At 55.9% G+C, this 13,974-nt stretch carries 14 protein-coding genes; 2 read left to right on the top strand and 12 right to left on the bottom strand.

What is annotated here, in order from left to right; genetic code table 11:
- Positions 1-31: 31 nt before the first annotated feature.
- Positions 32-1,471, bottom strand: a complete 1,440-nt coding sequence (locus MWU60_RS15545; protein ID WP_247228294.1) for an aldehyde dehydrogenase family protein — start codon at positions 1,469-1,471, stop codon at positions 32-34.
- A 123-nt stretch (positions 1,472-1,594) separates the two neighbouring features.
- Here MWU60_RS15545 and MWU60_RS15550 point away from each other — a divergent pair, with 123 nt between their 5' ends.
- On the top strand, positions 1,595-2,248 hold the full coding sequence (locus MWU60_RS15550; protein WP_247228295.1) for a peroxiredoxin: 654 nt from the start codon (positions 1,595-1,597) through the stop codon (positions 2,246-2,248).
- A 57-nt stretch (positions 2,249-2,305) separates the two neighbouring features.
- Here the strand turns inward: MWU60_RS15550 and MWU60_RS15555 are convergent, their stop codons facing one another.
- The 9 genes from MWU60_RS15555 to MWU60_RS15595 form a co-directional block, all read right to left on the bottom strand.
- Positions 2,306-2,920, bottom strand: coding sequence for a hypothetical protein (locus MWU60_RS15555; protein ID WP_247228296.1), 615 nt, complete (start codon positions 2,918-2,920; stop codon positions 2,306-2,308).
- A gap of 200 nt (positions 2,921-3,120) precedes the next feature.
- The gene (gene pnp, locus MWU60_RS15560) at positions 3,121-5,253 is read right to left on the bottom strand and encodes a polyribonucleotide nucleotidyltransferase (RefSeq protein ID WP_247228297.1); all 2,133 of its coding nucleotides are present in this window, start codon (positions 5,251-5,253) and stop codon (positions 3,121-3,123) included.
- A gap of 264 nt (positions 5,254-5,517) precedes the next feature.
- Positions 5,518-6,723, bottom strand: coding sequence for an acyl-CoA dehydrogenase family protein (locus MWU60_RS15565; protein ID WP_247228298.1), 1,206 nt, complete (start codon positions 6,721-6,723; stop codon positions 5,518-5,520).
- Between the two features lie 178 nt (positions 6,724-6,901).
- On the bottom strand, positions 6,902-7,930 hold the full coding sequence (locus MWU60_RS15570) for an AraC family transcriptional regulator (protein ID WP_247228299.1): 1,029 nt from the start codon (positions 7,928-7,930) through the stop codon (positions 6,902-6,904).
- A 10-nt stretch (positions 7,931-7,940) separates the two neighbouring features.
- Complete coding sequence (locus tag MWU60_RS15575) at positions 7,941-8,450, bottom strand: DUF3299 domain-containing protein (RefSeq protein WP_247228300.1); 510 nt, start codon at positions 8,448-8,450, stop codon at positions 7,941-7,943.
- Positions 8,444-8,920 (bottom strand): DUF3299 domain-containing protein, encoded by a 477-nt coding sequence (locus tag MWU60_RS15580; protein ID WP_247228301.1) that lies wholly within the window; start codon positions 8,918-8,920, stop codon positions 8,444-8,446. Before MWU60_RS15580 ends, MWU60_RS15575 begins: the two co-directional genes overlap by 7 nt.
- A 45-nt stretch (positions 8,921-8,965) precedes the next feature.
- Positions 8,966-10,216 (bottom strand): ABC transporter permease, encoded by a 1,251-nt coding sequence (locus MWU60_RS15585; RefSeq protein WP_247228302.1) that lies wholly within the window; start codon positions 10,214-10,216, stop codon positions 8,966-8,968.
- A complete protein-coding gene (locus MWU60_RS15590; RefSeq protein WP_247228303.1) occupies positions 10,213-10,914 on the bottom strand; it encodes an ABC transporter ATP-binding protein in 702 nt (233 codons plus the stop codon). Before MWU60_RS15590 ends, MWU60_RS15585 begins: the two co-directional genes overlap by 4 nt.
- 4 nt (positions 10,915-10,918) lie before the next feature.
- The gene (locus MWU60_RS15595; protein ID WP_247228304.1) at positions 10,919-11,518 is read right to left on the bottom strand and encodes a DUF2796 domain-containing protein; all 600 of its coding nucleotides are present in this window, start codon (positions 11,516-11,518) and stop codon (positions 10,919-10,921) included.
- 309 nt (positions 11,519-11,827) lie between these two features.
- On the opposite strand from MWU60_RS15595, the gene MWU60_RS15600 reads away from it, so the two are divergent.
- Complete coding sequence (locus MWU60_RS15600; protein WP_247228305.1) at positions 11,828-12,550, top strand: hypothetical protein; 723 nt, start codon at positions 11,828-11,830, stop codon at positions 12,548-12,550.
- A gap of 96 nt (positions 12,551-12,646) precedes the next feature.
- On the opposite strand, the gene rpsO is transcribed toward MWU60_RS15600, so the two are convergent.
- Positions 12,647-12,916 carry a 30S ribosomal protein S15 gene (gene rpsO / locus MWU60_RS15605; protein ID WP_247228306.1) on the bottom strand — a complete coding sequence of 90 codons (270 nt, stop codon included), beginning with the start codon at positions 12,914-12,916 and terminating at the stop codon, positions 12,647-12,649.
- 136 nt (positions 12,917-13,052) lie between these two features.
- Entirely contained in the window at positions 13,053-13,892 is an 840-nt protein-coding gene (locus MWU60_RS15610; protein WP_247228307.1) for a calcium-binding protein, read from the bottom strand.
- Between the last annotated feature and the right edge of the window lie 82 nt (positions 13,893-13,974).

Genomic DNA, 13,974 nt, shown 5'->3' on the forward strand with positions numbered 1-13,974 from the left:
GCACCTATTTGGTGCGCTCATGCACATGACGTTATTCGGCAGCCCACCCAGAGATGGCCTTCACTTCAAGAAACTCCTCAATCCCCCAAACGCCGCCTTCGCGGGCGCGGCCTGACATCTTGACGCCACCAAAGGGCGATCCAGCACCGCGACCCTGACCATTCATCTCAACCATGCCAGAGCGCAGCGCGCGGGCCATGCGGTTGCGTTTGGCACCATCTTCGCTTTGGACGTAGTTGGTCAGGCCGTAGGGTGTGTCATTGGCGATCTTCACCGCGTCTGCTTCATCCTCGAATGGGATGATCGAAAGAACGGGGCCGAAAATCTCTTCCTGTGCGATCCGCATATCATTGCTCACGTCAGCAAAGACCGTCGGACGCACATAGTACCCACGGTTCACCCCCTCTGGCAGGCCGGGACCACCGGCGACCAGACGCGCACCTTCGTTGATGCCGACCTCGATCATGTCCTGAATTTTGGTCCACTGCGTTTTATTCACCACGGGGCCAATATGGCGACCGGGTTCAGAGGCGGGGCCAACGCTGATCTTGCTGGCAATCTCGGCCGCTGCTTCGACCGTCTGATCATAGATCGACCGTTCCACCAACATCCGTGTCGGTGCGTTACAGGATTGACCCGAGTTATTCATGCAATGGATCACGCCGCGCTTGACCGCTTTTTCGTCGGCATCCGCAAAGATCACATTGGCACCCTTGCCGCCCAGTTCCAGCGTCACACGCTTGAGCGTTTCGGCAGCAGCAACAGAAATTGCCTTACCAGCGCGGGTTGATCCCGTGAAGCTGATCATCGCAACGTCTTCATGGCGCGACAGCTGGCTGCCGACACCAGCACCGTCACCGTTCACAAGGTTGAAGACACCGGCAGGGATGCCTGCGTCATGGACAAACTCGGCGAACAGCAGCGATGAAAGCGGCGATTCCTCAGAAGGTTTCAGCACCATTGTGCATCCAGCAAGCAAAGCGGGAATGACCTTGAGCGTCACTTGGTTCATCGGCCAATTCCATGGCGTGATCAGACCAACAACGCCAATGGGCTCCATCGCGATGCGATCGTTAGGGGCGTGAGGGCCAAGGGGCCTGATCCACTCCATGTGTTCCATAGCTTTCAGCGAATTATTCAGATGCCATGGCAAACATGGGGCCTGACTGCTGCGGGCCATATCAATGGGCGCACCCATTTCCATACTGATCGCTTCGGCCATTTCCTCGACCCGCGCTTCGTACTGCTCAAGGATGCCACGCACATAGCCCGCGCGCGTTTCAGGATCAGTCGCGGCCCACGCAGGAAACGCAGCCTTCGCCGCCGCAACCGCAGCGTCCGTATCCGCCTGATCACCCAAGGAAATGACCGCGCAGGGGTCCTCGGTCGAAGGATCAATCACGTGATAATCGTTCGCCTTTACAGGCGGTACCCATGTTCCGTTGATATAGAAATTGCGGCTCTCAATCATCGCGGCTCTCCCATGCTTTGGGTATTATGTGGCATCGCATTTGATCTTCCGCAAGCGGATGTGGTGTTGGTCTGTCATCATACCTATATTGAGAATTGAATTCACACGTTAAGGAGCACCAAAATGGGCCTGCGCATCAACGATACGATCCCTGATTTGACGGTCGAAACCGATCAGGGCACTTTTTCACTGCATGACTGGATTGGCGATAGCTGGGCTATCCTGTTTTCGCACCCCAAGGATTTCACGCCTGTGTGCACCACTGAATTTGGCGCTGTTGCGCAACTGGCTGACGAATGGGCCAAGCGCGGCACTAAGGTCATTGGCGTCAGTGTTGACGGGGTTGAGGACCACAAGAAATGGAAAGGCGATATCGAGACGGTTGGCGGTGCGCCTGCCGGGTTCCCGATCATTGCGGATGCGGGGCTGGAAGTTTCCAAGGCCTTCGACATGCTGCCTGCCGAAGCTTATCTGCCTGATGGGCGCACACCTGCGGACAGTGCTACTGTGCGGTCAGTCTTTATTATCGGGCCCGACAAGCAACTGAAACTGTCGATGACCTACCCTATGACTGTTGGACGCAACTTTGCCGAAGTCCTGCGTGCGCTGGATGGGTTGCAGACATCCACTGGCCGTGGTGTTGCGACACCTGCGAACTGGAATGTGGGTGACGACGTTATCATTCCGGCGACAGTAAGCGATGAGGACGCGAAGGCAAAGTTTGGTGATTTCACCAAGGTGTTGCCTTACCTGCGCACGACAAAACTGAAAGACTAATGACAAAAGGCCGCCTGTGAATGCAGGCGGCCTTCTGATTTTTAATTGGTGCTATCTTTAGAATGTGTACGAAACACCGAACGAAAGATATGGCAGCGCAACTACGTCCTCTGCATCGCTGATCGCATCCTGGACATCTGGGTCGGCATCAATGATGGCCTGGTTGCCAGAGCCGGTTGCGTTCACTTCCAGATCAATGCCGCCAGTGAAGACAACACCAACTTCTGAGTTGAAGGACCACCCATCGCCAAAGCGCCAGTCGTAACCTGTTGTCACCATCGGTGCGACTTGGTTTGCAAACTCAGCGCTGAGTTCAGCGTCTTGGCCTGCAGATGTGCCGCTCGCGCTCAGCTCAGTGTTTGACAGGAACAACCCGCCGGACACGCGCCAGCCGCTTTGCGTCGGATAATAGTCTGCCAGCAGGGCCAGACCACCAAGGTCAAAATCGCCTTCGGCTGTGTCGCCATCTTCAGTTTCGTCATAGCTGGCGCTGATGCCACCCATCAATGCGCCACGTGCGCGCCATTGGGGATCAATCTGATAGGCACCTTCAAGGTTCAGACCAAATGTGGAAAGGCCGGTGCCAACGGTTACGTCGCCGGCTTCTTGTGCTGTCGCCATAGCACCAATTGTTGTGAGGGCTGCGGCAGCCAGAAGTGTCTTAGGGATCATGTGCTTTCTTTCTTAAAATTTTCCGATTTGTGGCAAAGCGGTGGTTCAAAATGTTGCTTGCCAATCCGTGAACCTATGCCTGATGCAGTTGGTCCAGAATAAGGCATTTCTTCTACAATTTTGAGTTGTTAACCAATAACACCCGATCGATTGACCGGGTGTTATCAGATAACATTCAAGAATGCGGCTAATCGGATAGATTATTCTGCCGCGTCCTCTTTCTTGATCTCTTCGCCGGTTTCCTGATCAACCATCTTCATGGCCAGACGGACTTTACCGCGATCATCAAAGCCCAGCAGCTTGACCCAAACTTCCTGACCTTCTTTCAGAACATCGGAAGGATGGTTCAGACGCTTGTTTTCGATCTGGGAGACGTGCACCAGACCGTCGCGCTTGCCAAAGAAGTTCACGAAGGCGCCAAAGTCGACGAGCTTCACGACTGTACCTTTGTAGATCACACCTTCTTCGGGCTCGGCCACGATCGAGTGGATCATGTCGTAGGCTTTCTTGATGGCCTCGGCATCGTTGGACGCCAGCTTGATGATACCTTCGTCATTGATATCAACCTTGGCACCAGATACTTCCACGATCTCGCGGATGACCTTACCGCCGGATCCGATCACTTCACGGATCTTGTCGGTTGGGATCTGCATGGTTTCGATCTTTGGTGCGTGCACAGAAAATTCCTGCGCGCCGGTCAGAGCTTTGCTCATCTCGCCAAGAATGTGCAGACGGCCAGCTTTCGCCTGAGCGAGCGCTTTTGACATGATCTCTGGCGTGATGCCTGCGATCTTGATGTCCATCTGCAAGGATGTGATGCCGTTTTCGGTACCAGCAACCTTAAAGTCCATGTCGCCAAGGTGGTCTTCGTCACCCAGAATGTCGGACAGAATAGCGTAGTCGCCATCGTCTTCCATGACCAGACCCATGGCCACACCAGCAACCGGCGCTTTCAAGGGAACACCTGCGTCCATCATGGACAAAGAGCCACCACAAACAGACGCCATAGAGGACGAACCGTTTGATTCCGTGATCTCTGATACCAGACGGATGGTATATGGGAAATCAGTCGCCGCAGGCAGAACCGCCTGCAACGCGCGCCATGCCAGCTTACCGTGACCAATTTCACGACGGCCCGGGCCACCCACACGACCAACTTCACCAACAGAGTATGGTGGGAAGTTGTAGTGCAGCATGAAGTTGGATTTATACATGCCAGTCAGCGCGTCGATCATCTGTTCGTCGTCGCCAGTGCCGAGTGTTGTGACAACAAGACCTTGGGTTTCACCACGTGTGAACAAGGCAGACCCGTGTGTTCGTGGCAAGATGCCAGTCTCGGACACGATCGGGCGGATGGTGTCGAGGGCACGACCATCGATACGCTTGCCGTTCTTCACAACGTCGCCACGCAGCACGGCTGATTCCAGACCTTTCAGGGCGGAACCAAGGTTGCCGTCTTCTTGCTGCTCTTCGGTCAAGGCTTCAACAATCGCAGCTTTCGCCGCAGTTACAGCAGCAGTGCGTTCCTGCTTGTCTGTGATCGCATAAGCAGCACGCATCTGATCTTCGCCAGCGGCCTTCACGGCAGCGGACAATTCTGAATAATCCTCTGGCTGGAAGTCAAACGGCTCTTTCGCGCAATCTTCGGCCAGATCAATGATCAGGTCGATGACAGGCTGGATGGACTCGTGTGCAAACGTCACCGCACCCAGCATTTCTTCTTCTGTCAGCTCATAAGCCTCGGATTCAACCATCATCACGGCGTCTTTGGTGCCGGCAACAACAAGGTCCAAACGCTGCTCTGGGTTCATGCGCAGGTTGTGCATGTCGTCGATTTCCGGGTTCAGGATGTATTCGCCATCCTCAAAGCCAACGCGACACGCAGCAATCGGGCCACGGAACGGCGCACCAGAGATGGTCAGCGCGGCAGAAGCCGCGATCATCGCGACCATGTCGGGGTCGTTGACCATGTCGTGAGACAGCACAGTACACATCACCAGAACTTCGTTTTTGAAGCCGGGGACGAACAATGGGCGAATAGGACGGTCGATCAGGCGGGATGTCAGCGTCTCTTTTTCGGTTGGACGCGCTTCGCGCTTGAAAAAGCCGCCTGGCACTTTACCGGCGGCATAGTATTTCTCTTGGTAGTGGACGGTCAGCGGGAAAAAGTCCTGCCCCGGCTTTTGCTTACGTGCATATGTCACGTTCGCCATAACGCTGGTTTCACCCAATGTCGCGATGACAGAGCCATCGGCCTGGCGGGCAACCTTGCCCGTTTCCAGTGTCAGCGTTTCTTCGCCCCACTGAATTGATTTCTTCACTTCATTAAACATGATGTTTTCCTAGTTGGCCGATTTGCGGCCTTTTTTGCGTAGGGGGCGTATTCCCCCTCATTCCGGTATCTTGCTATGGCGCTGGAATGCGGGCGCCTGCTTCTTCAAGATTTGCGGGGCTTAGCGGGTTTTGCGGTGTTTGGGAAGGGGTCGTTGGGCTAAGCTGTTTGATGTTCAGTCTTGGAAAGGGTTTGTAGCATGGCGCTTGGCAGCGAAGGGCCGGTTTCAACCCATCACTGAAGCGTCATAGGTCCAGTGGGCCATTCACTGTGCCGCGAATGGGGCGGCCTTCGCATCCGCTTCACCAAAACCTTGTGGCACTGGCAAATCCGGCAGCGCCGCTGCGCGTTTTTGCAACGCACGTCCGATCACGACCCGGCTGATTTCGGTTGTGCCGTCAACGATCCGCAGCATCTGTGCGAGGCGGGACAAACGGTCTAAGCCGTAAGGCTGCAACAGGCCCATGCCGCCCAAGACCTGTGTGCAGGTGTTAGCCGCCTTCACAGCCGCGTCCGGCACGAAACGCTTCGCATGGGCGGCCATCAACGGACCCTCAGGCGTGCCAAGCGCCTCTGCGGCCTTGCGATAGAGCAGTTTGGACGCTTCCAGATCGGTCGCGACCTCACCCAGCATCCATTGGATGCCATCCAGATCAAGGTTCTTGCCGCCAAACATCTTACGGTTCTTGGCATAGGAAAGTGCTGTATCAAGTGCGGATTGCATCAGGCCGCAGCAGCCAGACGCAATGGACACGCGGGCAATATCAATCGCCATGAGCGAGCCTTGCAGGCCTTGGCCAACGGGCAAGATGATGTTGTCTTCGCTGACGACCACATTATCGAGATACATCTCTGACATAGGCAGGAAGTTGTAGGACGGTGTTTCATAAAGTGGGCCAAAGCTGATGCCCGGCGCATCGGCGGGAATGGCGATCATTGCCATGTCTTTGTGGCCGGGCGCATCGCTTGTCTTGACGACAGTGAAATAGACATCTGCTTCACCGGCAAGGCTGACCCAGGCCTTTGATCCGCTGATCGTCCATGTGCCGTCATCGTTCATCGTGGCGCGCGTGTACATCTGCATTGGATCGGACCCTGACTGCGGTTCAGTCAGAGCAAAATTCGCCAGTTTGCGCCCCGAGGTCAGATCATGCGCCCATTTTTCCTTGAACGCTTCGGTGCCATAGCCACAACCCGCAAACGTACAGATGTTATGCATGGACAAGGCGAACGCGTAAGCGCCGTCGCCAAGCCCGAGTTGTTCGTACACCTGAATACCCTCGGCCAGTGGCAGGCCCTGACCGCCCCAGTTTTCGGGGGCATAGAGACCGGTTAGACCCACAGCACCAGCCTTGTCAGACGCATCGCGCGGCCATTTCCTTGTAGTGTTCCAAGCATCGACATTGGGCGCGATGACAGTTGTCGCATGGTCGTGGGCAGCGGCGAGGATTTTGGCAAGCTTGTCAGACATAGGATAGGTCCTTTCGAAGGCGCGCACTGTCGTATTGTGCCATCGGCGACCGACCGACGGCAAAAATGCATTGCGCATGAAAATCAGGTTGAGATCAAAATTATGGGGTAAATGTACCCATCAGAGACATCAGGTGCGATCTCATGCGATGACAGGTTATTGTCCGAAAGTGACAAAATCACATGTCGGGCGCTTGTTTGCGCCGATAAGAGCTTGGCGTATTGCCGGTCCATCTTTGAAAGGCCCGATGGAAATTCGCCGCTGACGAAAACCCAACATCATGGGCGATGGCCTCAACGCTTTTGCGTCCCGCCTGCAGATCGCGGATCGCAATGTCGCGGCGCAGGGCATCCTTGATCGCCTGAAACGATGTGCCGTCAGCCTCAAGTCTGCGGATCAAAGTGCGCGGCGTCATGTGCATGGCTTTCGCGGTCCGGGTCAGGTTTGCCCGGTCCCACCCTGCTTGGCTCAGATGCTTGCGCACCCGCAAAGACTGCGTGTGTTCGCGCGAACTGGTGAAAATCCAGTCGCGCGGCGCGTTCTCTAGAAAGAGGTCAAGATCTGCGGTGCTGCGCGCCTCAACGATGCCCAATGCGCCGGGATCAAAAGCGATGGACGTCTCGGGGCTATCGAACTGCACAAGGGTGGGGAAGATGACGGCATAATCTTCCCCAAAAGCCGGACGCGGGAAGGCAAATGCCACCCCTTTTATGGGCACTTCATGCCGGGCAAGCCAGGATATCAAACCATGGGCCAGCTTGAGGATCAGCATGTGCCCAAACCGCTGCACGGCGACGTCGCCCTGTGGTTTCAGACGAAGCACCAAAGCCGCATCGGTTTCCATCAGGTCGAATTGATACTCATCCAGCAAGAGGTTCCAGAACGTCGAAAACCGATAAAGGGCCGAAGGAAGCGAGGTCGCCTCGCGCACGGAGGTCAGCAGATGTTGCAAGGCGCGTGGCCTGATCGGGCGGCTCCAAAGGCCCATCATCTCATCACCGGTTTCCACGGCGGCCAGTTGATAGAGGCCGACGATTTGATCCAGCGTTACTCGACCATGGGCGTGGCGCTGGTCCGTCGCCAGATCAGAGCGTTTCAAAAGTGATTGAAACTGCGCCTCCGTGCACAAGGGTCGCAATGCGGCCAGCCAGTCGGCGATAAACTGGCCGGAAACAGTCAGATTGATCGCTGGCTTGGCATTGGTCATCGGGGATGCGCTAGGACCTATACGGTTCGATCCGGTCAGCCGATAGCGCATAGGCGATGTCTGCCAGTTCTGTCGACAGGGACGAAACGCCGAACATGCCGATAACGTTCACCGGTTCAAACAGGCCCGAGCTCTCATAGGGTTCACCCGTGGTGACGAATACTAGCTGGTTCGCGGGTGGTGGTGGGACATGCACGCAGGCCCCCACAAACGGCACGAGGATAAAGGCAGTAACGCCCGTTCCTGAATAATCAATCGGCACGATAAATCCGGGCAAGCGGACAATCTGGCCGTTCCAATCAGTGCGCACACCGTTCATTTGGGGCTGTTGGCTGACCAAAGGTGCTTGGCCGTGGTCAATGATGCCTTGCAGCACGGGCGGGATCGCAACTTGCCCTTCTGGCAGCAGGTCTTTCCACTTGATGTCAACGTATTCCTCGGCCCATGCCAGTTGCGGTATCAGTCCCGATGCCGCCAGGCTTGCCAAGACAAGCCGCCGGTTCAACTGCGTCTTCACCATACATACACCTCCATCTGCTCTGCATTCAGAGTATAGCCCGTTTCTGCCACATCCGTTGTCTGGATTTCATGCTGCATCTGGCCGGTTACCCATACGGCCTCCCACAGGTCTTGGCTGGGCCAAGGGGTTCGGGTCGTCACGAAGACAAGCTGGTTTGGCGGCGGCGGTGGCGTGTGCAGACACGCCCCGACATAGGGGACCAATACAAAGCTGGTCACGCCATCCGTGGACAGCTCTATGGGAATGATAAAGCCCGGCATCTTGATGTAGGCACCATCAAGCGCTGGGTTCAGCTTTGTTGCATTGGCATCGAAAATAGGCCGCCAGATATCATTGTGCCAATCCATTTCGCCTTCGCCAATAATCTCTGAATAGGGCACGCCGGGCGGGATCAGATCATCCCACGTGATTTCTGTCGCCGTGTTGGCGAAAGCAGCCTGCGGCAAGGCCGCGCTGGCCAAACCTGCCATGATCAATTGGCGACGTGATAGGTACAAAACCGCTGCCCTTTCATCCTAAATTCGCACCATCATACCATCCGCAAGTGACATGCGGTAGGCACGCCATGCAGGCACCATGCTCACAATTGCGCCAGCGGCGACCACGCCAAGCAGGACCCATGCTTCGCGCAATGTCAGAGGTTCAATCGGCAGCCAAAGCCCGAAAGCGCTGTCAATCAGTGGCTGTCCGACGAACAGCCCGACATAAAGCAATGCCAGCCCCAAGACCGCGCCGAGTGCAGCCATCAAAATCGCCTCCAGCACCAGCAACCCCAAGATCACCCTTGGCCGCGCGCCCATCGCCCTGAAAATCGCCATCTCTCGGCGGCGTTCATTGAGGCTGGAAAAGATCGTGGCCATCATCCCGATCAATGCGGTTACCACCACCATCGCTGATACCCCGATCAAGGCCGTTTCTGCGATACCGACGATTTGCCACAGTTCTTGCAGCGCCACCCCCGGCAGGATCGCAAGCAGAGGTTCTTGCGGATATTCGTTGATGGCGCGCTGCAAACCAAACACCTGAAGGCGGCTTTTGACACCGATCAACGCTGCGGTGATGGCTTGCGGCTGTAGGTCCATTTGCCGAATGACGTCAGGCGAGGTGGATTGACCGGGTATCTGTGCGCCGCTTTGCCAATCGACATGGATCGCCTCGATCGCTTCAAGGCTGACAATGACCGTGCGATCAACAGGCGTGCCTGTCTTTTCAAGAATGCCGGAAATGCGGAACGGCTGATCTTCGTGTTCGGTGAAGGACGCCAGACCATGCGCGACCACGATTGGATCACCAACACTGTAGCCAAGGGTTGCGGCGACATCCGCCCCGACAACCGCGTCAAAAAGGTCGTCCATGATCGCCCCGCCCCGCACGGCAAGCAACTGGCCTGACCGATACTTGTAGCGGTCAAAGAACGCGGTCGTCGTGCCCATGACACGGAATTGGCGGTGGCTGTCGCCAAGCGAAATCGGCACGATCCAATCGACCTCCGCGCGGACGGCGATATCCTGATAGCTTTCCCACGTCAGATTGTTGGTGGCATTCCCGATCCGAAAGACCGAATAAAGCAGCAATTGCACTGATCCCGAACGCGCCCCAACGATCAGGTCGGTGCCTGATATCGTGTCGGCAAAGCTTGCCTTGGCGCCGGTGCGGACCTTCTCAACACCCAGAAAAAGCGCGACGGACAAAGCAATTGCAAGGATGGTCATCCCGACTGTCAAAGCCCGCGCAAGCAGTGATCCAATGGCAAGACGCAGGATCATGCGGCGGCGCGTTCAGTTTGGGCGATCTCATCCATCTGGATGACGCGGTCAAACTGATTGGACAGGCGCGCGTCGTGGCTGACCATCAACAGTGCTGTGTCATGGGTGCGGGACTGGGCGAACAACAGTTCGAGAAACGTCGCTTGTGTCGCTGCATCCAAAGACGACGTCGGCTCGTCTGCGATGATCAACGGTGGCGTGCCGATCAACGCACGTGCGGCGGCGACCCGCTGTTGCTGCCCAACACTGAGCGCGCCTGCCTTCACCGTCATCATACCGTCAGGCAGCCCCAGATCGCGACAAAGCCGTGCAGCCTCAGCGTTTAGATCTGACACCCGCTTGCGCCGTTGGGGTGCAAATTTCAAAGGCAGCAGGATATTGTCGCATACGCTGGCGAAGGGCAGCAGATTGAACTGCTGAAAAATCAAACCAATCTGTTCGGCCCGGAACCGATCACGGTGGCCAGCCGAAAGCGATGCGATATCCGTGCCCGCAACCACCACGCGCCCCGCATCAGCGGTAATCGTGCCGCAGATCAGGGACAGCAGCGTTGACTTGCCCGACCCGCTTTCGCCCAGCAACAACACCGTTTCGGAAGCTGCCAAGTGAAGAGCGGGGACGTTCAGCCCAAATGATGCCCGACCCGGCCAGCGGTATCGGACGTCTTCAAGTCGCAGGATTGAGGCGGGGTCAGACAAGAGCCTAGAACATACCGCGCAGATCAAGTGTGGGCGCGTCGCGTTCCACCTCAAACGATGTGGCACCCACGTCCGAGATCACCTGCACTTCAACCTCCAACGCGTTTGGAAAAGTGTCGAAGTAGGCAAATGTAATCTTGGTAACCGCAGAAGGATCGGCGCAGGTCAGCAGATATTCGGCATGAAACTCTGTATGACCCGCTTCGTCGGCGTGATCATCATGTGCGTGCTCGGCATGGTTGTGGTCGTCATGTGCATGTTCTTCATGGTCGTGATCATCATGCCCATCTTCGCTCTCCAATGCTGCTGCGGCCTGAACAACGCTACAGCCCGCGGCATCCGGTAGAGCGAACAAATCCAATGGTCTGGCCAATGTCGCAACGGCAGTATCGACCGCCGCGCGATCCTGCGCACTTTCCGCTGCATATTCAAAACCCACGATATCAGCGCCGGGCGCGTGAAATTCCAGCGCGATCTGTTGGCCGTCAAAGGCGATATTTAACTGTCCGACGCCGTGCTCATGGGCATCAAGTTGCCGGGTGTCTTCGGCCAAAACAGATGTTGCAGCGATTGTGGACGTGGCGAGGAGAGCAAGAAGTTTCATCAGAGTAATCCTATCAGGGTTCAGAAAATCAGGTGCACTGCCGTCTTCTTTATCATTTCAAGCTTGGCATCATGAAATTGCAAGTGGCAACTGCTTTCTTTTGGACGTTTCTACGACACGCAAGAGATTGGCTCCAGCGCCTTGCACGCAGCCATTACTGGACCGGTAGCGTAACTGTTTTGCAGAAAATAACTGGTCACTCGGCACGACCCAAAGAAATTTTCCGAAAACCACAGAATAAACCGCGGCACGGGTGCGTAACCGTTGTGAAGACCCTGACAGCACAACAAATAAAAAGAGAGTATTCCAATGACAACATTTACATCAACAACACTGACGGCACTTGTATTAGCCGCCACAGCATCCTTTGCGAGCGCGCAAGAATTCAGCTTAGAGGTCGATGCCTTGAGCCTCACCCCGTCAGTGAGTGATGGGTTCGGAGATGATGATAACCTTGGCGCGGAAACATCCGTACGTGCAAAAGCCGGATATACATTCGCCAATGGCGCAGGTGTGCGGTTGCAGTACTGGGACATGGATGTGGACTATGATGAAGGACAAGCCGGCAACCCTACGGAAATTCAGGTGCAACAAATTGATCTGATAGGTTTCCGCGAATTTGAGGTGACGCCCGGCCTTGATCTTGAACTTTCCGCTGGCGTCCGAAGCCTTGAATTTGATGACCTGAATTTTGCTGATGCCGGTATCACCAATGAGCACAGCTTTGAGGGTATTGGTGCTGTCTTCGGCGTGAAAGCGACGCAAGCTGTGTTCCGAAATGGTGGGGTTTACGGTAGCTTTGAGACTGCAGCCCTGTTTGGCGACTTGGACGATAACGGGAATGATGATCCGCAATCAAATCTGTCGCAGATGGCTATTGGCTTTGGTTACGAGCACACATTCGCGGTTGGCGCGACGGCAACAACATTGAAAATCGGCTATGAAGCACAGGAATGGATTGGTATCGAAGATAGCTCCGACGGCTCATTCGGTTTTGATGGTCTAGTGTTGGGCGCAGCCGTTTCGTTCTAGGGTCCTGACCCTAAGGCAATGCCACGCAAATCTTGCCGCAAAAATGAAAACGCCCACCATTCGGTGGGCGTTTTGTCATTCCGAAAGCGTTCGTGCTTAGCGACGCAGACCCAGACGCTTGATCAGGTCTTGGTAACGTGCTTCGTCTTTGCCTTTGGTGTAATCCAAAAGCTTACGACGCAGAGCTACCATTTTCAGCAGGCCACGGCGACCGTGGTTGTCTTTTTTGTGGGTCTTGAAGTGCTCTGTCAGTGTCGCGATGCGGCTGGACAGGATCGCGACTTGCACCTCGGGGGAGCCGGTGTCGCCCTCTTTGGTTGCAAATTCCTTCATGATCCGTGTTTTTTCTTCAGCAGTAATCGACATCGGGGTCTCCTTATCTAAAGGGTTGATGGCGCGATCCGGGATGTCGTCCAGAAAGGCCCGTGGAGGGTCCGTGCAGGGCAAACCCTGCGCAGATGCGTCGCAATAGGAGGATTCTGTATAAAAGGAAAGGGTTTTGTTACGCCGCGATCAACGTGATGCGGGTCACGTCCAGATCGTCCAGATCAGGGAAGGTCGCGACGATGGTATCATCCGCCAGCAGGACCAACCCGTCTACGCTATCGACGGTGGTCAAGGTGGGGGGCTCACCTTCATAAGTAAGCTCGATCACGTCCTCATCAGCGTCGTAGTCTTCAACAATCAGATCATTGTCCGCCAGCACCGCAAAAGTGTCCGCTCCGGTGCCACCGTGCAGGTTATCGCCAGCCCCGCCCATCAATATGTCATCGCCCGCGCCGCCGTTGATATAGTCGGCGTCATCGTCGTCCCGGTCATACAGGATGTCATTCCCGGAACCGCCATGCAGCGTATCCGCGCCGCTGCCGCCAACCAGCACATCATCGCCAAGTGATCCAAGCAAGGCATCGTCACCAGCGTTGCCCATCAGGATGTCATTGCCGCCACCACCGTTCAGCGCGTCATCCCCGTCGCCCCCGCTCAGGATATCATCGCCCACATGTCCATTCAGCAGATCATCCCCGGCCCCGGCATCCAGCACATCATCGCCGCGCCCACCGTGCAATATGTCGTCCCCGGCACCAGAGGCGAGGTGGTCGTTCCCGTCTTCGCCATCCAGATAGTCATCTCCAGCGCCAGTCAGAACCAGATCATCAAGATCGCCTGAAAAGATCACGGTGTCTTCGTCACTGGGATCAAACAGTTCGTCGACCGGGGTGATGTCCACGCTGGGGTCATCATCCTCTTCCGGTACATCCGGTTCGGTCACGGCCTCTTCATCAGATTCCGAGATCACAAAAGCCGTCAAAGCGACCCCCATCAATCCAAAGATAGCGAGCATAAGCCATACCTGTAAGTAACCGAGTCACCCCTGACCCCGTACTTCGTTGATAGCATGCGTGCAGCGCTGCGTGGCCCGCAAA

The sequence above is a fragment of the Yoonia sp. F2084L genome (assembly GCF_023015625.1).
In the GTDB taxonomy this organism is placed as follows: Bacteria; Pseudomonadota; Alphaproteobacteria; order Rhodobacterales; family Rhodobacteraceae; genus Yoonia.

Bases quoted from the DNA above. Each gene is read 5' to 3' on its own strand.
- MWU60_RS15565 (WP_247228298.1), bottom strand. From the start codon at position 6,723: ATGTCTGACAAGCTTGCCAAAATCCTCGCCGCTGCCCACGACCATGCG.
- MWU60_RS15550 (WP_247228295.1), top strand. From the start codon at position 1,595: ATGGGCCTGCGCATCAACGATACGATCCCTGATTTGACGGTCGAAACC.
- MWU60_RS15575 (WP_247228300.1), bottom strand. From the start codon at position 8,450: ATGGTGAAGACGCAGTTGAACCGGCGGCTTGTCTTGGCAAGCCTGGCG.
- MWU60_RS15570 (WP_247228299.1), bottom strand. From the start codon at position 7,930: ATGACCAATGCCAAGCCAGCGATCAATCTGACTGTTTCCGGCCAGTTT.
- MWU60_RS15545 (WP_247228294.1), bottom strand. From the start codon at position 1,471: ATGATTGAGAGCCGCAATTTCTATATCAACGGAACATGGGTACCGCCT.
- MWU60_RS15600 (WP_247228305.1), top strand. From the start codon at position 11,828: ATGACAACATTTACATCAACAACACTGACGGCACTTGTATTAGCCGCC.
- MWU60_RS15585 (WP_247228302.1), bottom strand. From the start codon at position 10,216: ATGATCCTGCGTCTTGCCATTGGATCACTGCTTGCGCGGGCTTTGACA.
- MWU60_RS15610 (WP_247228307.1), bottom strand. From the start codon at position 13,892: ATGCTCGCTATCTTTGGATTGATGGGGGTCGCTTTGACGGCTTTTGTG.
- rpsO (WP_247228306.1), bottom strand. From the start codon at position 12,916: ATGTCGATTACTGCTGAAGAAAAAACACGGATCATGAAGGAATTTGCA.
- pnp (WP_247228297.1), bottom strand. From the start codon at position 5,253: ATGTTTAATGAAGTGAAGAAATCAATTCAGTGGGGCGAAGAAACGCTG.
- MWU60_RS15580 (WP_247228301.1), bottom strand. From the start codon at position 8,920: ATGGCAGGTTTGGCCAGCGCGGCCTTGCCGCAGGCTGCTTTCGCCAAC.
- MWU60_RS15555 (WP_247228296.1), bottom strand. From the start codon at position 2,920: ATGATCCCTAAGACACTTCTGGCTGCCGCAGCCCTCACAACAATTGGT.
- MWU60_RS15595 (WP_247228304.1), bottom strand. From the start codon at position 11,518: ATGAAACTTCTTGCTCTCCTCGCCACGTCCACAATCGCTGCAACATCT.